General features: G+C 66.8%; 22 protein-coding genes. 12 read left to right on the plus strand and 10 right to left on the minus strand.

The window, feature by feature from the left end:
* Positions 1 to 92 precede the first annotated feature (92 nt).
* Positions 93 to 2315, plus strand: a complete 2223-nt coding sequence (locus AB431_RS07270) for an NADP-dependent isocitrate dehydrogenase (RefSeq protein WP_047329365.1) — start codon at positions 93 to 95, stop codon at positions 2313 to 2315.
* On the opposite strand, the gene AB431_RS07275 is transcribed toward AB431_RS07270, so the two are convergent.
* The gene (locus AB431_RS07275; RefSeq protein ID WP_047329366.1) at positions 2312 to 3151 is read right to left on the minus strand and encodes an alpha/beta fold hydrolase; all 840 of its coding nucleotides are present in this window, start codon (positions 3149 to 3151) and stop codon (positions 2312 to 2314) included. The two genes, AB431_RS07270 and AB431_RS07275, sit on opposite strands and share 4 nt — an antisense overlap.
* A 51-nt stretch (positions 3152 to 3202) precedes the next feature.
* On the opposite strand from AB431_RS07275, the gene AB431_RS07280 reads away from it, so the two are divergent.
* Positions 3203 to 4006 carry an exodeoxyribonuclease III gene (locus AB431_RS07280; protein WP_047329367.1) on the plus strand — a complete coding sequence of 268 codons (804 nt, stop codon included), beginning with the start codon at positions 3203 to 3205 and terminating at the stop codon, positions 4004 to 4006.
* Between the two features lie 61 nt (positions 4007 to 4067).
* On the opposite strand, the gene AB431_RS07285 is transcribed toward AB431_RS07280, so the two are convergent.
* From AB431_RS07285 to AB431_RS07300, 4 genes are all read right to left on the minus strand, one after another.
* On the minus strand, positions 4068 to 4298 hold the full coding sequence (locus AB431_RS07285; protein ID WP_047329368.1) for a hypothetical protein: 231 nt from the start codon (positions 4296 to 4298) through the stop codon (positions 4068 to 4070).
* A gap of 85 nt (positions 4299 to 4383) precedes the next feature.
* Positions 4384 to 5193 carry an alpha/beta hydrolase gene (locus tag AB431_RS07290; RefSeq protein ID WP_047329369.1) on the minus strand — a complete coding sequence of 270 codons (810 nt, stop codon included), beginning with the start codon at positions 5191 to 5193 and terminating at the stop codon, positions 4384 to 4386.
* Between the two features lie 6 nt (positions 5194 to 5199).
* Positions 5200 to 5409 (minus strand): hypothetical protein, encoded by a 210-nt coding sequence (locus tag AB431_RS31160; protein WP_047329370.1) that lies wholly within the window; start codon positions 5407 to 5409, stop codon positions 5200 to 5202.
* Positions 5409 to 6458, minus strand: a complete 1050-nt coding sequence (locus AB431_RS07300; RefSeq protein WP_047329371.1) for a hypothetical protein — start codon at positions 6456 to 6458, stop codon at positions 5409 to 5411. Before AB431_RS07300 ends, AB431_RS31160 begins: the two co-directional genes overlap by 1 nt.
* Positions 6459 to 6506: 48 nt before the next feature.
* Between AB431_RS07300 and trpS the strand changes: the two genes are divergently transcribed.
* Together trpS and yhjD are read left to right on the plus strand one after the other, a co-directional pair.
* Entirely contained in the window at positions 6507 to 7523 is a 1017-nt protein-coding gene (gene trpS, locus AB431_RS07305; protein ID WP_047329372.1) for a tryptophan--tRNA ligase, read from the plus strand.
* A 19-nt stretch (positions 7524 to 7542) separates the two neighbouring features.
* Positions 7543 to 8571, plus strand: coding sequence for an inner membrane protein YhjD (gene yhjD, locus AB431_RS07310; RefSeq protein ID WP_047329373.1), 1029 nt, complete (start codon positions 7543 to 7545; stop codon positions 8569 to 8571).
* Here yhjD and AB431_RS07315 read toward each other — a convergent pair whose 3' ends face one another.
* From AB431_RS07315 to AB431_RS07330, 4 genes are all read right to left on the minus strand, one after another.
* Positions 8572 to 9807, minus strand: coding sequence for a D-alanyl-D-alanine carboxypeptidase family protein (locus tag AB431_RS07315; RefSeq protein WP_082135582.1), 1236 nt, complete (start codon positions 9805 to 9807; stop codon positions 8572 to 8574).
* A gap of 67 nt (positions 9808 to 9874) precedes the next feature.
* On the minus strand, positions 9875 to 10873 hold the full coding sequence (locus AB431_RS07320) for an SMP-30/gluconolactonase/LRE family protein (RefSeq protein ID WP_047329375.1): 999 nt from the start codon (positions 10871 to 10873) through the stop codon (positions 9875 to 9877).
* Entirely contained in the window at positions 10864 to 12243 is a 1380-nt protein-coding gene (locus AB431_RS07325) for an aspartate aminotransferase family protein (RefSeq protein ID WP_047329376.1), read from the minus strand. Before AB431_RS07325 ends, AB431_RS07320 begins: the two co-directional genes overlap by 10 nt.
* Positions 12240 to 12671 carry an Lrp/AsnC family transcriptional regulator gene (locus AB431_RS07330; protein ID WP_096312737.1) on the minus strand — a complete coding sequence of 144 codons (432 nt, stop codon included), beginning with the start codon at positions 12669 to 12671 and terminating at the stop codon, positions 12240 to 12242. Before AB431_RS07330 ends, AB431_RS07325 begins: the two co-directional genes overlap by 4 nt.
* 206 nt (positions 12672 to 12877) lie before the next feature.
* Between AB431_RS07330 and AB431_RS07335 the strand changes: the two genes are divergently transcribed.
* Positions 12878 to 14380, plus strand: coding sequence for a gamma-aminobutyraldehyde dehydrogenase (locus tag AB431_RS07335; protein WP_047329377.1), 1503 nt, complete (start codon positions 12878 to 12880; stop codon positions 14378 to 14380).
* Between the two features lie 19 nt (positions 14381 to 14399).
* Here the strand turns inward: AB431_RS07335 and AB431_RS07340 are convergent, their stop codons facing one another.
* Entirely contained in the window at positions 14400 to 14978 is a 579-nt protein-coding gene (locus AB431_RS07340; RefSeq protein WP_047333178.1) for a carboxymuconolactone decarboxylase family protein, read from the minus strand.
* A gap of 93 nt (positions 14979 to 15071) precedes the next feature.
* Here AB431_RS07340 and AB431_RS07345 point away from each other — a divergent pair, with 93 nt between their 5' ends.
* The 7 genes from AB431_RS07345 to fadD1 are packed head-to-tail and all read left to right on the plus strand — an operon-like array spanning position 15072 to position 21460.
* Positions 15072 to 16250 carry an acyl-CoA dehydrogenase family protein gene (locus tag AB431_RS07345; RefSeq protein ID WP_047329378.1) on the plus strand — a complete coding sequence of 393 codons (1179 nt, stop codon included), beginning with the start codon at positions 15072 to 15074 and terminating at the stop codon, positions 16248 to 16250.
* A 1-nt stretch (position 16251) separates the two neighbouring features.
* Positions 16252 to 17358 (plus strand): acyl-CoA dehydrogenase family protein, encoded by a 1107-nt coding sequence (locus AB431_RS07350; protein ID WP_047329379.1) that lies wholly within the window; start codon positions 16252 to 16254, stop codon positions 17356 to 17358.
* A complete protein-coding gene (locus AB431_RS07355; protein ID WP_047329380.1) occupies positions 17355 to 17852 on the plus strand; it encodes a MaoC family dehydratase N-terminal domain-containing protein in 498 nt (165 codons plus the stop codon). The genes AB431_RS07350 and AB431_RS07355 overlap by 4 nt, the downstream gene beginning before the upstream one ends.
* The gene (locus tag AB431_RS07360) at positions 17849 to 18286 is read left to right on the plus strand and encodes a MaoC family dehydratase (RefSeq protein ID WP_047329381.1); all 438 of its coding nucleotides are present in this window, start codon (positions 17849 to 17851) and stop codon (positions 18284 to 18286) included. The genes AB431_RS07355 and AB431_RS07360 overlap by 4 nt, the downstream gene beginning before the upstream one ends.
* Entirely contained in the window at positions 18283 to 19485 is a 1203-nt protein-coding gene (locus tag AB431_RS07365) for a thiolase family protein (RefSeq protein WP_144418443.1), read from the plus strand. The genes AB431_RS07360 and AB431_RS07365 overlap by 4 nt, the downstream gene beginning before the upstream one ends.
* On the plus strand, positions 19485 to 19889 hold the full coding sequence (locus AB431_RS07370) for a Zn-ribbon domain-containing OB-fold protein (RefSeq protein WP_047329383.1): 405 nt from the start codon (positions 19485 to 19487) through the stop codon (positions 19887 to 19889). The genes AB431_RS07365 and AB431_RS07370 overlap by 1 nt, the downstream gene beginning before the upstream one ends.
* Positions 19886 to 21460 (plus strand): fatty-acid--CoA ligase FadD1, encoded by a 1575-nt coding sequence (fadD1, locus tag AB431_RS07375; protein WP_047329384.1) that lies wholly within the window; start codon positions 19886 to 19888, stop codon positions 21458 to 21460. The genes AB431_RS07370 and fadD1 overlap by 4 nt, the downstream gene beginning before the upstream one ends.
* Positions 21461 to 21515 lie beyond the last annotated feature (55 nt).

Genomic DNA, 21515 nt, shown 5'->3' on the forward strand with positions numbered 1-21515 from the left:
CGGTAGCGTCGTGTTCGACGTGATACTTATAGCCGTCGCGACAACGCGCAGCTCGACAGATACTGAACAACCGTGACGCCGGGAGAGTGCCCATGAGTGACAAGCCCACCATCATCTACACGCTCACCGATGAGGCGCCGCTGTTGGCGACGTATGCGTTTCTGCCGGTCCTGCGCACCTTCGTCGAAGCAGCCGGCATCGACGTCAAGACCAGTGACATCTCGGTCGCCGCGCGCATCCTCGCCGAGTTCAGCGACCGGCTCACCGACGAGCAGAAGGTGCCGGACAACCTGGCCGAACTCGGCGCGCTGACCCAGGACCCGAGCGCCAACATCATCAAGCTGCCCAACATCAGCGCCTCGGTACCGCAGCTGATCGCCGCCATCAAAGAGCTCAAGTCCAAGGGCTACGACCTCCCCGACTTTCCGGGCGATCCGAAGACCGACGAGGAAAAAGAGATCCGCCAGCGCTACGGCAAGATCCTCGGCAGCGCGGTGAATCCGGTTCTGCGCGAAGGCAACTCGGACCGTCGCGCGCCCAAGGCGGTCAAGGAGTACGCCAAGAAGCACCCGCACAGCATGGGCCAGTGGTCGCAGGCGTCCCGCACCCACGTGGCGACGATGAAGACCGGCGACTTTTACCACGGTGAGAAGTCGATGACGCTGGATAAGGATCGCACCGTGAAGATGGTGCTGACGCCCAAGACCGGTAACCCGATCGTGCTCAAGCCCGAGGTCAAGCTCGACGAGGGCGACGTCATCGACAGCATGTTCATGAGCAAGAAGGCGCTGATCGACTTCTACGAGAAGGAGATCGAGGACGCCTACAAAACCGGCGTGATGTTCTCGCTGCACGTCAAGGCGACGATGATGAAGGTCAGCCACCCGATCGTGTTCGGCCACGCCGTCAAGGTCTTCTACAAGGACGCGTTCGCCAAGCACGGCAAGCTGTTCGACGAGCTCGGCGTCAATGTCAACAACGGGCTCTCCGACCTCTACGACAAGATCGAATCGCTGCCCGCCTCGCAGCGTGAGGAGATCATCGAAGACCTGCACAAGTGCCACGAGCACCGGCCGGAGCTGGCGATGGTGGACTCGGCGAAGGGCATCTCGAACTTCCATTCGCCGTCCGACGTGATCGTCGATGCCTCGATGCCCGCGATGATCCGGCTCGGCGGCAAGATGTACGGCGCCGACGGCCGCACCAAGGACACCAAGGCGGTCAACCCGGAGTCGACATTCTCCCGGATGTACCAGGAGATGATCAACTTCTGTAAGACGCACGGCCAGTTCGATCCGACCACGATGGGCACCGTTCCCAACGTCGGTTTGATGGCACAGAAGGCCGAGGAGTACGGCAGCCACGACAAGACCTTCGAGATCCCGGTCGACGGCGTCGCCGACATCGTCGACGTCGACACCGGCGAGGTGCTGCTGTCGTGGGACGTCGAAGAGGGCGACATCTGGCGTATGCCGATCGTCAAGGACGCGCCGATCCGGGACTGGGTCAAGCTCGCCGTCAACCGGGCCCGGCTGTCCGGTATGACGACGGTGTTCTGGCTGGACGACGAACGTCCGCACGAGAACGAGCTGCGCAAGAAGGTGAAGGCCTACCTCAAGGAGGAGGACACCGAGGGCCTCGACATCACGATCCTGCCGCAGGTATGGGCGATGCGGTACACCCTGGAGCGGGTGATCCGCGGCCAGGACACCATCGCCGCGACCGGCAACATCCTGCGCGATTACCTCACCGACCTGTTCCCGATCCTGGAGTTGGGCACCAGCGCCAAGATGCTCTCGATCGTGCCGCTGATGGCCGGTGGCGGGCTCTACGAGACCGGTGCCGGCGGGTCGGCGCCCAAGCACGTCCATCAGCTGGTGGAGGAGAATCACCTGCGCTGGGATTCGCTCGGTGAGTTCCTCGCGATCGGTGCCAGCCTCGACGATCTCGGCAACAAGACCGACAACGCCAAGGCCAAGGTGCTGGCGCGCACGCTGGACAACGCCGTCGGAAAGTTGTTGGAGGAGAACAAGAGCCCCTCGCGTAAGGCCGGTGAGCTGGACAACCGGGGCAGCCAGTTCTACCTCGCGATGTACTGGGCGCACGAGCTCGCCGAGCAGACCGATGACAAGGAACTGGCCGAGCACTTCGCGCCGCTGGCCAAGACGCTCGCCGAGCACGAGGACACCATCGTGTCCGAGCTCAACGAGGTGCAGGGCAACCCGGTCGACATCGGGGGTTACTACTACCCGGACCAGGAGAAGACCACCTCGGTGATGCGGCCGAGCAAGACATTCAACGAGGCCCTCGGCTAACCGGCAGGGTTGACCTGCCGCACCGGCGGGACATATGCGTCGACCCACTCGGCGATCAGGTTCGTGATCCGTTCCGGCGCCTCGAACATCGGGATGTGCCCGACGCCGTCGAGATGCGTCACCTTGGTGAGCTCGGGGATGTGCTTGTGGAAGTGGTTGGTGAACCGTGGATGCGGCAGCACCCGGTCGCGTTCGCACACCACCAGGTGCGTGGGGACCGACAACTCGGTCAGCTCCATCAGCCCCGGCATCAGCAATGCCTTGATCAGCAGCTGGTAGTAGGCCGGGCAGTGGGTGACATCGTCGAGGATCTCCTGCAGCTGCACCTCGGTCACGCCTTTCGGGGTGGCGCTGATCGGCACGGTCGCGGCGGCCTTGACGCCGGGCAGACGCATCGCCCGCTCGCCCAACAACCGGGCGGTCAGCCAGACCGGGAGACCCGCGACGAACTTGGCGACGATCTCGTACTTCACCGGTGACCAGCGATGCCAGCCCCCGGCCGGGGCGATCCCGGTCAGGGTCCTGGCTCGGCCACGGCTCTCCAGCTCGAAGGCCACCCAGCCACCCAGTGAGTTGCCGACGATGTGGGCGGTCTCCCAGCCCAGGTCATCGAGCTGGCGCTCCACATGGTCGGCCAGGGTCTTCGAGTCCAGGATCCAGGACCGGTTGCGCGGGCCACCGTTGTGGCCGGCCATCGACGGCGCAAACACCTCGAAGCGGCCGGTATCGGCCAGCCGGGGTGCGACGTCGGACCAGACGTAGTTGGACATCATGAACGGGTGCAGGAGCAGGATCGGTTCGCCAGCACCTAGATGAATTGGTTCGCGGGTCGCCACACCCCGACCGTAAAGGTGATACCGCCGGTACCGCAAGATAGGTTTTGCACCGTGATCGTGACCACCATCAATGTCAACGGCGTGCGCGCCGCGGTGCGCCGGCGTTCAGCCGAGAACCTCGGTCTGCTGGCCTGGCTGTCGCAGACCCCCTCCGACGTGGTCTGCCTGCAGGAGACCCGTTCCGACGACGAGCAGATCGCCGAGGCCCTGGCTCCGGCCGTCGCCGATGGCTGGCACCTGGCGTCGGCCGCCCCGCATCTCAAGGGGCGCAGCGGGGTTGCGATCCTGTCCCGAGCACCTTTCGCGGCGGTCCGGATCGGGTTGGCGGCAACCGAATTCGAGTTGCACGGCCGCTACGTCGAGGTCGATCTGGCGAGCGGCCACACGGTCGGCAGCGTCTATGTCCACACCGGTGAGGCCGGCACCGACCGTCAGCTCGAGAAGGAGCGGTTCATGGCCGCGTTGGCCAAACGGATGGCCGAGCTGACGGCCGACGGGCGAGATGCGGTGATCTGCGGCGACTGGAACATCGCGCACACCGAAAACGACATCAAGGCCTGGAAGGCCAACGTCAAGAAGGCCGGCTTCCTGCCCAGCGAGCGGCAGTGGTTGACCGACGTCCTGGACTCCGGCTGGGTCGACGTCATGCGCCGGCTCAATCCCGATGTCGCCGGCCCCTACAGCTGGTGGTCGTGGCGGGGCAAGGCGTTCGACAACGACGCCGGCTGGCGCATCGACTACCACCTGGCCAGCGAGAGCCTGGCGGCTCGGACGGTGGCTGCCCGGGTCGAGAAGCCGGCCGCCTACGCGTTGCGCTGGTCGGATCACGCGCCGGTGACCGTCGAATTCGGCTGAGCCGACAAAAATGGGCCGGTCGCCTAGGGGGATGAGGCAACCGGCCCATTGTCTTGCTGGTCTAGTAGTTTCCGTTGATCCAGGCGCCCCACGGGACGTACGTCGTGGCCGGGGTGGCGTAGGTGGTCGGGGCGTAGAAGTTGCCGGTCGATGAGCTGTCGGTGTACGGGGAGTAGTCGTTCAAGGTGGTCGTCGCGCTGGCCGGTCCGGCGAACGCGAGGGCTGCGCCACCGATGACGGCGGCGGCGAGGGCGGGGGCTGCGATGAGGGCCTTGAGGCGGTTCGTGGTCATGCTCAAATCATTGGCGCTCCACGCGTTTGCGTCGATCCGCTGACCAGCCGCTTTTCCTGTCCACCGATCGGGGGACAGGGCGGCGTCAGCAGCCCTGCCGGTTAGGGCCGTTGATCGCCGTAGCCGCGTCGTCGATCGCCTCGGTCACCGCGTCGAGCACGCGCGGATCCCAGGTCAGCGCGGTGTCGCGGGCGAGCTTGCTGATCATCGAGACGTAGTCGCTGTGGGTGTCGTCGAGGGTGCGACAACGCCGGTGCGGCAGCACGGTGTCATCGACGTCGCGGGCCAGAGCGCTGCGCAATTCCACCACGCCGTCGTTCGGCCATACCGCCGGGTTGCCGCCGGGATGGTCGAATCGGTTACCGCCGATCAGTGTGACCGGAATGCTGTCGAGGGCACCGGCCTGAAAGTTGTTCCAGCCCTTTGCACCCCTCAGATAGGACTGTTCGAGCTCGCGCGCCGATCCGGAAACATGAACGGCGGCAACATCTCTGGCGTACCCCTTCATCTGGCTCTCGCAGAACTGGTCGCCGAGGCATTCGGTCAGCGGAACTGAGCCCTCGACGAAGTTCGCCAGATATGATCCCTGCCAGGGTGTTCCGATCGTCGTCAGCGACCGCACAGTCACCGGTGACCGCGCTGCCCGGAGCGTTCGGATCGCCGCCCTGGCATAAAGGCCGCCCATCGAATGCCCGACGAGGTCCACCTCGTCGATGTGCTTCTCGGTGTGCAGCCAGTCGATGAACCGCGCCAGGTGTTCGCCGGCGAGGTCGATGCTGCCGGTGCTGTCGACGGTCAGGGCCGCGGGCAGGGGAGCCGGGCAGGACGCGAACGCCCCATAGCCAGTCGTGTCGTGCACCTGGCCGGGACCCGCCGTCGCCGGCGCGGTGAACACCGAATGTCACTTGCCCAAAAGGTGTTCACGCAACGAAGTGTGGTCCGTGCCGGCCGGCAGACCGATCGCGCAGGAGGCGTCCGGCGAGGTGTAGGGCGCGGTGCCGGCCAGTCCGGAGACCAAGACCACCGCACGCGACGGCGGATGTGCCTCGATGCCGCCGTGGGAACAGCCCGCCAACAGAACCGCGGTCAGCAGCGCCAGGATCGGCCGCACTAAGCCGGGCAGCCTTCCCGGTTGGCCCCGTCCAGCGCCCCCGGCGCATCGTCGATGGCCTTGTGCACGACCTCGAGCACCTGCGGATCCCACGTCAGCGCGGTCTTCTGTTCCAGCCCAGCAAGATTGGACACGTAGATGCTGTGGGTGTCGTCGAAGGTGTGGCACCGCCGGTGCGGCAGCACCGGGTCGCTGATGTCCTTGGCCAACGCGCTCTGCAACGCCACGATGCCGTCATTGGGCCACACCGCCGGGTTCACCGGCGCGGCCCCGCTGATGTTTTTGGGAGAGAACTTCTTGCCGCCGATCAGCACCACCGGGATCTTGTCGAGCACCCCGGACTGGTATTCGTTCCAGCCGTTCTTGCCCATCAGGAAGGCCTGGTTGACTTCTCGCCCCGAGCCCGCCATGAGCCGCTTCACCTCGTCGGACATGCCCTTCATCGAGCTCTCGCAGAACGTGTCACCCTTGCAGTCGCTCAGCGGGATCAGCCCGTTGGCGAAGTCGGACAGATACGACCCCTGCCACGGGGTGCCGATCGTGGTCAGTGATCGCACCTTCAGCGGCGAGTTCGTCGACGCCAGGACACGAATGGCCGCGCGGGAGTACAACCCGCCCATCGAGTGTCCGACGAAGTCGATCTGGTCGACGCCCCGATCGGTGTGCAACCAGTTGAGGAACCGGGCCAGATGTTCTCCGGCGGTGTCGATGCTGCCCGTCGAATCGACGGTCATGTTCTCCGGCAGAGTGATCGGGCAGACCCCGAACGGTCCGAACCCGGTCTGGTCGACCACCTGACCGCGACCGGCCATCGCGGGAGAGGTGTAGACGGTGTAGCCCTTGCCGAGCAGGTACTCGCGCAGCGCGGTGTCGGTGTTGCCGGCGGCCAGCCCGGTGGCGCAGGCCTGGTCGGGTCCCGTGAAGGGGGTCGTCGCGTCGCCACCCGAAACGATCACCACCGCGGTCGACGCCGGCCGCTTCTGCTCGGTCCCGGCGTGGGAACACCCCGCCAGCAGGATCGCGGCGGCCAGCGCCAGAAGTCGTCGCATGAAGCAGGATGCTAATGCCGAGGGGGCTCGTGACAGGATTGAAGCACCATGAACAGCTCATCTCGTCGTGTCGTCTTTTCCGGCGTCCAGCCGACTTCCGATTCGCTGCACCTGGGCAATGCCCTCGGCGCGATCAGGCAGTGGGTCGGGCTGCAGGACGACTACGACGCGTTCTTCTGCGTGGTGGACCTGCACGCGATCACCGTGCCGCAGGACCCCGCCACTCTGCGGCACCGGACTCTGGTGACCGCCGCCCAATACCTCGCGCTGGGCATCGACCCGGAGCGGGCGACGATCTTCGTGCAGAGCCATGTACCCGCGCACACCGAACTGGCCTGGGTGTTGGGCTGCTTCACCGGCTTCGGCCAGGCGTCGCGGATGACACAGTTCAAGGACAAGTCGCAGAAGCAGGGTGCGGACGCGACGACGGTCGGCCTGTTCACCTATCCGGTGTTGATGGCTGCCGACGTCCTGCTCTATGACACCGACCTGGTTCCGGTCGGTGAGGACCAGCGTCAGCATCTGGAGCTGGCTCGTGATGTCGCACAGCGGTTCAACGTCCGTTTCCCGGACACCTTCGTCATCCCCGAGCCGATGATCACAGGCGTCACCGCGAAGATCTACGACCTGCAGGACCCGACCGCCAAGATGAGCAAGTCCGCGGCCACCGAGGCCGGGTTGATCAGCCTGCTCGACGACCCCAAGGTGACGGCCAAGAAGATCCGCTCGGCTGTCACCGACAGTGAACGCGAGATCCGTTTCGACGTCGAGGCCAAGCCCGGGGTGTCCAACCTGTTGTCGATCCAGTCGGCGATCACCGGCACCGACGTCGACACGTTGGTGGCCGGTTACCAGGGGCGCGGCTACGGCGATCTGAAGAAGGACACCGCCGAGGCCGTCGTCGACTACGTCACCCCGCTGCAGCAGCGCGTCGACGAGCTGCTCGCCGACCCTGCCGAACTGCAGGCGATCCTGGCCAAGGGCGCCGACCGGGCGCGCGAGGTGTCTGCGAAGACCGTCGGACGGGTATACGAGCGGTTAGGGTTTTTGCCGACGAGTCCGTAGACGCTGCGGGAGGCTGGGCATGTCAGAACCGGCCGAACCGGGTCGCCTGGACCGGCTGCGGGCTCGCTACCACTGGGTCGACCACGCGATCCGTGCGGGCGAGCGCTACCAGAAGGTCAAGGGTGACTTCTACGCCGCCGGCGTCACCTACTTCACGATCTTCGCGCTGTTCCCGTTGCTGATGGTCGGCTTCGCCGCCGGCGGATTCATTCTGGCCAGCCGTCCGCATGTGCTGGCCGACATCGAGAATCGAATCAAGACAACGGTTTCGGGCGACTTCGGCCAACAGCTGATCGGGCTGGTCGACTCGGCGATCGACTCCCGCACATCGGTGGGTGTGATCGGCTTGGCCACCGCTGCGTGGGCCGGGCTGGGCTGGACCGCGAACCTGCGTGAGGCGTTGAGCCAGATGTGGGACCAGCGCACCGAAGACAAGAACTTCATCCGCACGAAGCTGTCGGATCTGGCCGTACTGCTGTCGGTGTTCGTCGCGATCATCGTGACGATTGCTCTCACCGCGCTGGCGGATCCGTCGCTGATGACCAAGGTGCTGGAGTGGATCGGCGTGCCGCACATCTTCGGGCTCGGCGGCCTGCTGCGAATCGCCTCGCTGGTGATGTCGTGGGCGGTGTCGTGGCTGTTGTTCAGCTGGATGATCGCGCGATTGCCGCGGGAGTCGGTGAGCTTTCGCAGCAGTGTGCGCGCCGGGCTGATGGCCGCGGTCGCCTTCGAACTCTTCAAACTCCTCGGATCGTTCTATCTGCGCGCGGTGGTACACGGTCCGGCCGGCGCCACGTTCGGGCCGATCCTTGGTCTGATGGTGTTCGCCTACATCACGGCCCGGCTGGTGCTGTTCGCCACCGCGTGGGCGGCGACGTCGAAGGACAACGCGCGTCCCGTCCCGGTTCCGGCGCCCGGGCCGGCCGTGATCTCACCGCGGGTCGGGGCCGACGAGGGATTGAGCACACGTCAGACTCTCGCCGCAATGGCAGTGGGAGCGGTAGGTGCACTTGGCGTTTCGCGGCTCTGGCGCCGTGATCGGGACTAACTAACGCCCGCGCGCGGGCCGGCGGTTGATGGCACGGGCCGCCATGATCAGGCCGAACACGACCAGCGTGCCGACGACACCGACACCCACCCGCACCGGCACCGCATCGGCGGCGGGAAGGAGTTGCGTGCCACTGGCTTTCACCGCGGTGGCCGCGTCCGGCTTGGGGGGCAGCAACGACGGATCCGGGTCGATCAGATTCCCCACGCGTGTGCCCGGCGGGGTGGCGAAGCCGTAGTCGAGCAGATGTGCGGCCTGCTGCCACGGCGGAATCGGTTGGCGCGTACCGCGCAGCAGCACCGCAACCAGCCGCCGGCCGTCGCGGTTGGCGGCACCCACGAACGTCTGCCCGGCGTCATCGGTGTAGCCGGTCTTACCGCCGAGCGCGCCCGGATAGTTGTAGAGCAACTGGTTGTCGTTCTCCAGCTCATAGCCCGGATGGTCACCTTCCTCGCCCGGCTTGGCTGGGTGCCCGGGGAAGTCGTACTTCTGGGTCGCCACGATGTTCGCGAAAGTGGGGTTCTCCCAGGCGTATCGGTAGAACAGGCCGATGTCGTAGGCCGACGTGCTCATCCCCGGTCCGTCCAGCCCGGACGGCGTCGCGGCCCGGGTGTCCTGTCCACCGAGCTTGCGGGCCAGCCCGTTGATCTTCTGCAGCGCGGTTTCCATACCGCCCACCTGCGCCGCCAGCGCGTGCGCGGCGTCGTTACCCGAATGCATCAGCAGGCCGTGTAACAGATCGTTGACGGTGTAGTGCCCACCGGCGTCGACGCCGACCCGGGTGCCTTCGGCGTTCGCGTCGTCCTGGGTGCCCTCGACCATTTTGTTCAGTGGCAGCTCGTTGATGGCCTGCATCGCGATGAGGACCTTGATGATGCTCGCGGGCCGGTGCCGGGCATGCGGATCGCGCGCGGCGATGATGTCGCCGGTGTCGAGGTCTGCCACCACCCACGACTCGGCCGAGACGTCACCCGGAACCGGCGGAGTGCCGGCCGCGACGATCACTCCGCAACCCGCCAGCGCATCACCGCCCACCGGCTTGGCCGGCACGGCAAGGGGCTGCGGCGGATCGCCGGCCTCGGGCACCTCCGAGGAGTCGACGGCCGGCGGGGTGGTCGCCCGATATGGGCAGGTGTTGGGGTCCGGGTCGGCCCATGCGGTCGCCGACGTGCCGACGACGCACAGCGCCGCGGCCACTGCGGCAGCACACCGCGTGAATAGTTTCTCCCTCGCCATCGACTCGCAGAGTAGGGGATTGGAGCCGAGAAACGACGGAGCCGCGCTGTGACAGGAGTGGTTGGTGTTACAAATCGAGACATGCGACTGCGGACGACCCGATGCAACCCAGCCACAGGGTGCCCTCGTGTTCCACCAGCCCGGTAACCAGCCCGAACCGCGGGTCGACGGTCCGCACCTGCGCCCGCAGCGTGCCGTCGAGATCGATGGCGATCGCCCACACCGTCGGCTTGGGGCTGGGCATCCAGGCATACGGCAGCTTCCACATCAGTCGCCGCACGATCGGGGCGCGCGGCGCCAGCCATTCGCCGATCGCGTTGCGCTCGCTGACCAACGCGACCCAGATCCGTCCGTCGGGTGCCAGTGAGATGTTGTCCGGGTAGCCCGGCAGGTGCTCGATCAACGGCACCGGCTCGCCGATTCCGGAACCGGTCAGCGGGTACTTGGATACCCGGCACCCGGTCGTCTCGGCGACCACCAGTGCCGACTCGTCGGCAGTCAGCGCCACCCCGTTGGCGAATCGCAGACCGGTGGCCAACGTCGTCACCGTGCCGTCGACATCCCGGCGGAACAGCGACCCGCTCGGTCTGGCCTCCAGGACCGCGCCCTTGTAATACTCATAGCGGAAGCGCGCCGTCGACTCGGTGAAATAGATTGTGCCATCCGAGGATTCGACAACATTGCTGCAAAACATCAGCGGCCGTCCAGCCACCTCGCTCACCAAGGTCTCGAAGACACCGGAGGTGGGATCGAGCCGCAGCAGTCCGCGGTGGCTGTCACAGATCAGCAGCCGGCCGTCTCGGGCCACTGCGAGCCCGAGTGGTCGGCCGCCGGTGTTGGCCACCACCTCGGGGGCATGACCGGTCCGGATCCTGATGATCGCGCCGTCGTCGGTTCCGGTCCAGATCGAGCCGTCGGCATCGACCACGACGTCCTCGGGGGCGTGGCCGGGGATGCCGATCACCCGCAGGAACCCATTCAGATCCGGCGGTGGCAGCGTTCGGAGGGGAGGCGGCTGCCACCGCACCGGATCGACCGGGGGCTTGTCCCCCCGGCTTACAGCAATGAGCCGGCCTCGCTGAGGACGCGGTGCAGGATCTCGTAGATCTCGTTGAACTCGTTCGGCCCACTGATCAGCGGGGGCGCCAGCTGCACGACCGGGTCGCCGCGATCGTCGGCGCGGCAGTACAGGCCGGCCTCGAACAAAGCCGCGGACAGGAAACCGCGCAGCAGCCGTTCGCTCTCGTCCTCGTTGAAGGTCTCGCGGGTGGCTTTGTCCTTGACCAACTCGATGCCGTAGAAGAAGCCTTCACCGCGCACATCGCCGACGATCGGCAGCTCGAGCAGTTTCTCCAGTGTGGCCCGGAAGATCGGCGCGTTGGTCTTGACGTGGTCGTTGATGCCCTCGCGCTCGAAGATGTCGAGGTTGGCCAGCGCCACCGCCGAGGACACCGGGTGCCCGCCGAAGGTGTAGCCGTGCCCGAAGACCGTCTTGCCGTCGCTGAACGGTTCGAACAACCGGTCGCTGGCGATCATCGCGCCGATCGGCGAGTACCCCGACGTCATGCCCTTGGCGCAGGTGATCATGTCGGGCTGATAGCCGATGTCCTCGCAGGCGAACATCGAGCCGATCCGGCCGAACGCGCAGATCACCTCGTCGGACACCAGCAGCACGTCGTACTCGTCGCAGATCTCGCGGACCCGCTCGAAATACCCGGGCGGCGGCGGGAAGCAGCCACCGGCATTCTGCACCGGCTCCAGGAAGACTGCGCACACCGTTTCCGGGCCCTCGAACTCGATGGCCTCGGCGATACGGTCGGCGCAGTACTGCCCCCATGCCTTGATATCGGTGCTGTACGGCTCGGGCGCGCGGTAGAAGTTGGTGTTGGGCACCCGGAATCCGCCGGGCGTCAGCGGTTCGAACGGCTTCTTGAAGTCGGGGAGACCGGTGATGGCCAGCGCGCCCTGCGGGGTGCCGTGGTAGGCGATGGCCCGCGAGATCACCTTGTATTTGCCGGGTTTGCCGGTCAGCTTGAAGTACTGCTTGGCCAGTTTCCACGCGCTTTCGACGGCTTCGCCGCCGCCGGTCGTGAAGAACACCCGATTCAGGTCACCGGGAGCGTAATTGGCCAATCGGTCGGCCAATTCGATCGCCGGCGGGGTGGCGTAGGACCACAGCGGGAAGAACTCGAGGGTCTCGGCCTGTTTGGCTGCGGCCTCGGCCAGTTCCTTGCGGCCGTGTCCGGCCTGCACCACGAACAGGCCCGAGAGGCCGTCGAAGTAACGCTTGCCGTGGCTGTCGTAGATGTACACGCCCTCGCCGCGGCTGATGATGGGCGGCGTCAGCCCCGCACCGTGCCGAGCGAAGTGGCCCCACAGGTGGCGGTCGGCCTTGGCCGACAGCTCTGCTGTGAGATCGAGCGTGGTGGTACTCATCGTGTTCCCCAATTGTATTGTTGTTTAACGAGTTTGAGATATACCAAGGTCTCGGTCGACGTCACCCCGGGCACGGCGCGAATCTCGGTGTTGAGCAGCTCGAGCAGCTCGGCGTCGTCCTCGCACACCACCTCCGCGATCGCGTCGAAGGTCCCCGCGGTGAGCACGACGTAATCGACGGCGTCGATCTGCGCCAGCTTCTCGGCGACCTTGGTGGTGTCTCCTGTGCAGCGGATGCCGATCATGGCCTGCCGGGTGAACCCCAGCTGAAGGGGATCGGTCACCGCGACTATCTGCATCACCCCGGAGTCGACCAGGCGCTGCACCCGCTGGCGCACAGCTGCCTCCGAGAGCCCGACGGCCTTGCCGATCGCGGCATAGGAACGACGGCCGTCCTGCTGCAGCTTCTCGATAATGGCCTTGGACATCTCGTCCAGTTGGGCCGGTCCGTTTCCACCTGCCCCGATGGCGCGGACGGGAAACCGAGTGGCCGGTACACCGGAGTCACGCATGCCCATGATTGTGCACGGAATTCGTTGTTTAAGGCAACCAGATCGATGAAATTGGTAGCTTTAGACCACCCATACTGCGGGAATGCGTAGCACTCGCCGAGCGGGTCGGTTACCGTGGGGCGGTGACCGCACTCGCCTCCGACAAGACCCGAATTGTGCCCGGTAGCTGGATCAATGGTGCCCCACTAGTGACGGGCGGCAGCATCCACCAGGTCATCAACCCCGCCGACGGCAGCGTCGCGGCGGAGTTGGCGCTCGCTGCGCCCGCCGACGTCGACACCGCGGTGGCCGCCGCCCGCGCCGCATTTGCCGGCTGGTCGCGGGCCACCCCCGTCGAGCGGGCCACGGTATTGGCCAAGCTTGCTGAGCTGGTCGACGCCCACGCCGAGGAGATCATCGCCGAAGAGGTCAGTCAGACCGGTAAGCCGGTGCGGCTGGCACGAGAGTTCGACGTCCCCGGCAGCATCGACAACATCGCGTTCTTCGCCGGCGCCGCCAGGCACCTCGAGGGCAAGGCCACCGCCGAGTACAGCGGCGACCACACCTCCTCGATCCGGCGCGAGGCTGTCGGCGTGGTCGCGACGATCACGCCGTGGAACTACCCGCTGCAGATGGCGGTCTGGAAGGTGATCCCGGCACTGGCCGCGGGTTGCTCGGTGGTGATCAAGCCTGCCGAGCTGACCCCGTTGACCACCCTGACGCTGGCCCGGCTGGCCACCGAGGCCGGCCTGCCCGACGGCGTCCTCAACGTCGTCACCGGCGCCGGCGCTGATGTCGGCTCGGCGCTGGCCGGCCACGCGGGAGTCGACGTCGTGACATTCACCGGGTCGACGGCCGTGGGCCGCCGGGTGATGGCTGCGGCCGCGGTCCACGGGCATCGCACTCAGCTGGAGTTGGGCGGCAAGGCGCCGTTCGTGGTGTTCGACGACGCGGATCTGGACGCCGCGATCAACGGCGCGGTGGCCGGATCGCTGATCAACACCGGGCAGGACTGCACGGCGGCCACCCGCGCGATCGTCGCCCGCAACCTCTATGACGACTTCGTGGCCGGGGTGGCCGAGCTGATGAACAAGCTCGTCGTCGGCGACCCGCAGGACCCCGACACCGACCTCGGCCCGCTGATCTCGGCGGCCCACCGCGACAAGGTCGCGGCGATGGTGGCCCGGGCGCCGGACGAGGGCGGTCGCCTCGTTGCCGGTGGTGCGGTGCCGGATCTGCCGGGCTCGTTCTACCTGCCGACACTGATCGCCGACGTCGCCGAGACCTCCGAGGTGTACCGCGACGAGATCTTCGGGCCGGTGCTGACCGTGCGCACCCACGATGGCGACGACGACGCGCTGCGCCAGGCCAACGACACCGACTACGGGCTGGCGGCATCGGCTTGGACCCGCGACGTCTACCGCGCGCAGCGGGCCTCGCGCGAGATCAACTCCGGTTGCGTGTGGATCAACGACCACATCCCGATCATCAGCGAGATGCCGCACGGCGGTGTCGGGGCGTCCGGCTTCGGCAAGGACATGAGCGACTACTCGTTCGAGGAGTACCTCACCATCAAGCATGTGATGAGCGATATCACCGGTGTCGCCGAAAAGGATTGGCACCGAACGATCTTCAAGCTGCGCTAGCTGGTCCAACGGCTGGGTCTCATGTCGTCCAGGGGACCCGGCAGGCGTCGCCCGAACTGAAGCCCTGCTCGGTGATGCCCAGCGCCGAGTTCATCCGGGCCCGCATGTTCTCGATGCCGATCTGGTAGGTCAGCTCGATCACCCCGTCGGCGCCGAATCGCCGCCGCAGATCGTGGACCTGCTCGTCGGTGATCGTGTGCGGATCCTTCGTCATCGCGTCGGCGTAGGCGATCGCGGCCCGCTCGTCGTCGGTGTAGAGCGGCGAGGTCGCGTAGTCGTCGATGTGCGCCAGGCGCTCGAGGTCCAGCCCTTCGAGCCGCATCAGCATCTGCCCGAAGTCCACGCACCACGAACAGCCGACGGTGCGGGCGGTCCAGAACACCGCGAGTTCACGGACGTCGGTGGGCAGGGACTTCGAGGCGTTCTGCAGCAGGCCTTCGTGGACGGCGTTGGCCACCATCAGGCGGGTGTGATGGGCGTAGACGGCGAACGGTTCGGGCACCTCGCCGAAGCGTCGCTTGGCCCAGCGATACATCAGCCGAGTCAGCCGCGGGGCCTTATCGGGGGTGAGGGGTTCCAGTCGTGTTTTCGTGGTCATGTACTCAAGATGCTCCGGCGGCCCGAAATGTGACACCCCGATACGCATCAATATTGAGTTGACGGACTAACTACTCGGCTATGGTGCTGACTTGTGGATTTCGACCTCGATGCCGAACAGCGCGCCTGGTTGGCCGAGGTTCGGGAATTCCTGCGCCAGAACGTCACTGACGCCCTGCGGGCCGAGATCGCCGAACACAATCTGGAGTACCCCGGCGGCGAGGTCGCGGCGTTTCGCCGCAAGCTCGGCGCCAAGGGCTGGTTCGGCCTGAACTGGCCCGCGGAGTACGGCGGACTCGGGCTGGGGCCGGTGCATCTGCACCTGCTGATGACCGAGTTCGAATATTGGGGCGCACCTGGCCCGGATCTGACCGTCACCTCGATCGCGCCGATGATCATGCGGCATGGCACCGAGCAGAACAAGCGTGAGTTTCTCCCGCTGATCGCCCGTGGCGAGATGACCTGCGCGCTGGGCTATTCCGAGCCCGATGCCGGGACCGACCTGGCGTCGCTGCGCACCCGGGCGGTTCGCGACGGCGACGAATGGGTGATCAACGGGTCCAAGATCTGGAACAGCGGGGCCCAGCGGTCCACCCACGAATGGCTGTGTGTGCGCACCGACCCGCAGGCCCAGCGGCATCGGGGCATCTCGGTGATCGTCGTGCCGGTCGAGAGCCCTGGCGTGCGGATCCGCCCGTTGATCGCCTGGTCCGGCTACCGGACCAACGAGGTGTTCTTCGACGACGTGCGGGTGCCGGTGACCAACCTGATCGGTGAGGAGAACCGCGGCTGGTCCTACATCACCGGCGCGCTCGACCTGGAGCGCGGTGCGCTGACCAACGCCGGCGACCTGCGTCGTGCGCTCGACGAGCTGCAGGTGCTGGCCCGGATGCCGCGGCGTGACGGCACCGTGCCCATCGACAACCCGGGATTCCGCCGCCGGCTCGCCCAGGCCGAGGCCGACGTCGAGGTCGCCGGGCTGATGGGCTACGAGGCGTCGTCGCTGTTGGCCGGCGGCGTGATCCCGACCGTTGAGGTCAGCGTCGAGAAGGTCTTCAGCAGCGAATTGCGGCAGCGGATCGCCGATCTGGGCATCGACCTGCTCGGCGCGGAAGGCCTGCTGGTGCATCGTAATTCGGAAGCACCTGCCGGTGGCCGGTTCGAGAAGCTCTATCGGTTTGCCCCGCTGATGCGCTTCGGCGGCGGTACCAACGAGGTGCTCCGGGACGTCATCGCCCAGCGTGGTAACGGCATGCCCTCCTACGGACGGTGACATGAAACTCGTTGCATCTCAAGATGAGCGCGACTTGGCGGCGAGCCTGCGCGGCTTGTTGGGCGCCGGGCGCTCCGATCTGTGGGGTGACCTGGCGGCGGCCGGGGTGATGGGACTGGGTCTGCCCGAGATCTACGGCGGGTCCGGTGGCTCGCTGTCGGATCTCGGGGTCTTCGCCCGCGAGGCCGGCCGGGCCCTGTGCCCGATGCGGGTACACAGCACCGCGATCGCCGCGCACGCCTTGCGCATCCTGGGCGGCGAGAAGTCCTGCATCACCTGGTTGCCGGACCTGGCTGCCGGCCGCCTCGCGGCAACCACCGCGCTGTGGAATCCGAACGACGCGTCCGACGTCACCGCCACCATGCGGGCCGATCAGGACCGCGAGGGCACCTGGCGGCTCACCGGCACAGCCGATTTCGTCAACGATGCCGACACCGCCGACATCGTCGTCGTGTCCGGATTCGACCGGTCGGGCAATACCGTGGGATTCGTCGTCCGGTTGCGCAACGACGGTGTGACGCTGCGGCCGCTGGCGCTGATGGGCGGCCACCACGTCTCGGTGCTGCGCTTCGACGATGTGCCGGTCGATGACGTCCTCAACGACGGTGCCGCCCTTGGTCGCGACGACCTGCGACGGACCGCCAACGCGGCGGTGGCGTTGACGGCACTTGATCTGGTTGGTGTCGGCGAGGCGGTGCTCGAGCGCACCGTGCGCTACACCACCATGCGCCACCAGTTCGGCCGGCCGATCGCCTCGTTCCAGGCTGCCCAGCACATCGTGGCGGACATGCACATCGCACTGGCGGCGGCGCGACTGGCCGCGCAGTCGGCGGTGTTCGCGATCGCGGCCGGACGCCCTGCCGTCCGGGAGACCGCGATCGCCCGAATTCAGTCCGCCACCGCGGCCAAGTGGGCCACCCTCGACGCCCACCAATTGCACGGCGGGATGGGGTACGTCGTGGAGACCGACCTCTACCTCTGGTCGGAGCGGGCAAGGGTGCTCTCGACCCTGGGCGGGGGAGCCGACATCGCGGCCGCCTGGCTCGACGAGGACGACGTCAGCCGTGCGGCGGTGGGTGACCGGTTACGGCGCAAGGACGGCCGGTGACGGACAGCCTGATCGACGCGGAGACCGCCGCACGGGTCGGTACCGTGGCGGCGACCGCCAGGGGTGAGGTGATTCGCCGGGACTGGCAGCGCTGGGCTGCCGCAGTCGGCGACGACAACCCGCTGTGGTTTGACCCGGATTACGCTCGCGCCAACGGCTACCGCGACGTCATCTGCCCGCCGCTGTATCTGCAGTACGCCATCCTCGGGGTGAGCTCGCTGTCGAGTCTGCGGCCCGACGGTTCGTCGGGAACCGTGTCCGGCAGCCTGGCCTTCCCGAAGGCGCCGCGGCGAATGGCCGGTGGTGAGAGCACCACCTTCCATCTGCCCAGCTATCACCGCGACGAGATCGAGATGGTCCGCACCATCGCCTCCGTCGTCGAAAAAGAGGGCCGCTCAGGCCGATTCGTACTGGTCACCTGGCACACCGTGTATCGCAACCAACACGGTGAGCTGGTCGCCGAGGCTTCCACGTCGATGATCGCCCGCCCATGACCGAGCTGTTCTACGACGATGTCGAACCCGGAGATCGGTTGCCGGAGTTGACTGTCACCGTCGACGAGACGCAGATGTTCTTTTTCAGCGCGGCGACCTACAACGGTCATCGCATTCACTACGACAAGCAGTGGGCCCGGGACAAAGAGGGTTACGACGACGTCCTCGTGCAGGGCCCGCTGCAGGCGGCCCTGCTGGCCCGTGCGATCACCGACTGGATCGGCGGCCGCGGCCGGCTGGTGAACTATTCGGTACAGAACCGCGGCGTGGCGTTCCCCGGTCAGCCGCTGACGTTCGGCGGCACCGTCACCGCGAAGCGGCTCGACGGCGGCCGGGCTCTGGTCGACCTGGACATCGCCGGACGCCGCGATGCCGACATCCTGATGCCCGGCACCGCGACCGTGGAACTGCCTCGGCGGCAGGAGGTTTCCTGATGCAGCTTGCCGGGGAGGCGGCGATCGTCGGGATCGCCGAACTGCCCGCCGAGCGCAAGCCGACCCGACCGGAGTTGTTCACCCTCGACCAGTACGCCGCGCTGACCAAGATGGTGCTCGACGACGCCGGGCTGGACGCCGGCGGCGTCAACGGGCTGATCTCGCACGGCCTGGCCGAATCGGACATGTTCGTCCCGGCCACCCTGTCCGAATACCTGGGTCTGCCAATCGATTTCGGTGAGCGGGTGGATCTGGGCGGGGCGACCTCGGCGGCCATGGTGTGGCGTGCGGCGGTCGCGGTCGAACTCGGGCTGTGTGATGCGGTGCTCGCCGTGCTGCCAGGCTCGCGGGCTCTGCCGCGCTCAGCGCGCCGCGAGCCGATCGCGCCGAGTTGGTATGGGGCGTCGAGCAACAACTACGGCTCGCCGCAGGCCGAGTATGAGATCCCGTACGGCAACGTCGGGCAGAACGCCCCGTTCGCCCAGATCGCCCAACGCTACGCCGCGCAGTACGGCTATGACCCGACGGCGCTGGCCAAGATCGCCGTCGACCAGCGGACCAACGCCTGCGCGCATCCCGGCGCGGTGTTCCACGGCACACCGCTGACCGAGGCCGACGTCCTCGGCAGCCCGATGATCTCGGATCCGATCCATATGCTCGAAACCGTCATGCCTGTGCACGGTGGCACGGGGGTCCTGGTCGCCAATGCGGACCTGGCCCGCAAGAGCCGTCATCGGCCGGTGTGGATCAAGGGATTCGGTGAGCACATCGCGTTCAAGACCACGACGTACGCGCAGGACCCGATGATCACCCCGATCGCTCGCTCGGCAGCGCGCGCCTTCGCCATGGCAGGACTGAGCCCGGCCGATGTCGACGTGGCCTCGATCTACGACTGCTACACGATCACGGTGCTGATGACGCTGGAGGACGCCGGATTCTGCCCGAAGGGCCACGGCATGACCTGGATCAAGGAGCGGGACCTCACCTTCCGCGGTGACTTCCCGCTCAACACCGCTGGCGGCCAGCTGTCGTACGGGCAGGCCGGGATGTCCGGCGGCATGCATCATGTCGTCGACGCCGCCCGGCAGCTGATGGGACGCTCGGCGGCCGCCCAGGTCGCGGATGCGAACATCGCGTTCGTCGCCGGGACCGGGGGGATCATGAGCGAGCAGGTGGCCCTGGTGCTGGGAGGCGACTGATGATCCCGGTACCCGAACCGACCCCGGTGTCCCGGCCGTTCTGGGATGCGCTGGCCGAACACCGGATCATGATCCAGTACTCGCCGTCGGCGGGCCGCTACGTATTCTACCCGCGAACGCTCGCGCCGGGCACGCTCGCCGACGACCTGGAATGGCGCGAGATCGACGGAGCGGCAACACTTTATACCTACACAGTGGCGCGCCGACCGACCGGACCGCCGTGGGCCGATTCGCTGCCGCAGCTGCCCGCCGTGGTGCAGTGGGATGTCGGTCCGCGGTTCTCCACCGAGCTGGTCGATGTCGCCCCGGACGACGTCCGGATCGGGATGCGCGTCAGCCCGGTGTTCTGCGACCTCCCCGACACCGGGATGACCCTGCTGCGCTACCGTCCGGCCGACGCATGATCGACACCGTCCAGAAGCTGTTGCGCACCCGGATCGACGACGATTCGCTCGCGGTGATCTCACCCGAGCGCACCTGGACGTGGCGCGAGTACCTGGCCGGAGCGACCGCGGAAGCCTCCGCATTGCTCGCTCTGATGGACCCGGCGCGGCCGCTGCATGCCGGTGCGCTGATGACGAATTCGCCGGCCTACGTGCGGTCGATGGCCGCGGCGGCGCTCGGCGGCTATGTGTTGTGCGGTATCAACACCACCCGCCGGGGGGAGGGTTTGGTCTCGGACATCCGCCGCTCGGACTGTCAGCTGTTGCTGGTCGACGGCGACCACGCCGCGCTGCTCGACGGTCTGGACCTCACCGGTATCGCCGTGCTGAATGTGACGGGCGCACGCTACGGGGAAGCGGTTGCCGAAGCGAAACCGCTTGTTCCGCACGAAGTCACCGGCACCGACCCGTTCATGATGATCTTCACCTCCGGCACCAGCGGCAACCCGAAGGCTGTGCCGTTCGTCCACACGATGAGCGTCATGTGCGGCCTGAGCCTGGTGGCCCAGATGGACATCACCGCCGACGACGTGTGCTATCTCGCGATGCCACTGTTCCATTCGAACGGAGTGGCCGTCGGGTTCTCGGTGGCGATCACCGCAGGCGCGGCGATGGTCCCGGTGAAGTTCTCGGTGTCGCGCCTGCTGCCGGATTTGCGCCGTTACGGCGTCACGTTCATGAACTATGTGGGCAAGCCGCTGGCGCTGGTACTGGCCACCCCCGAACAACCCGACGACGCCGACAACCCGCTGCGCATCATGTACGGCAACGAGGCCACCGACCGCGATATCGCAGAGTTCTCCCGCCGTTTCGGCTGTCGCATCATCGACGGCTTCGGCTCCAGCGAGTTCGCCGTCGTCGTGGTCCGCGAGGACGGCACCCCGCCCGGCTCGATCGGCAAGGGCTGGGGCGGAGTGTCGATTTACCATCCCGACAGCGTGACCGAATGCGCCACAGCAATTTTCGACGATAACGGAGCGCTGGTAAATGCCGACGATGCGGTCGGGGAGCTGGTGAACACGACCGGCTCGGGACCGTTCACCGGCTACTACAACGATGCGGACGCGACTTCCGAACGGCTTCGGCACGGCATGTACTGGACCGGCGACCTGGCCTACCGCGATGCCGACGGCTGGATCTACCTGGCCGGCCGGACCTCGGACTGGATGCGCGTCGACGGGGAGAACATGGCCGCCGCACCGATCGAGCGGATCCTGTTGCGGCTAGCGCAAGTCAACCAGGTGGCGGTCTACGCGGTGCCCGACGAACGGGTCGGCGATCAGGTGATGGCGGCGGTCGTTCTGCGTCAGGGCGAGTCGTTGACCCCGGCGCAGTTCGAGGAGTTCCTGGCCGCCCAGCCCGATTTGTCGCCGAAGGCCTGGCCGCGGTTCGTCCGCATCAACGATGATCTGCCGCAGACCGCCACGAACAAGGTCCTCAAGAGGGAGCTGAGCGCGGCCGGTGTGACGGCCGGGGGCGGGGTGCTCTGGGAACGGGGAGCCCGGGAGACCAGCTACCGGGTGGTCGACTAGAAAGCCTTCCGCGAGCGTGCGGCACGATACGGCGAGAGCGGTGTGTCGCGGATGA

The sequence above is a fragment of the Mycobacterium sp. EPa45 genome (assembly GCF_001021385.1).
In the GTDB taxonomy this organism is placed as follows: domain Bacteria; phylum Actinomycetota; class Actinomycetes; order Mycobacteriales; family Mycobacteriaceae; genus Mycobacterium.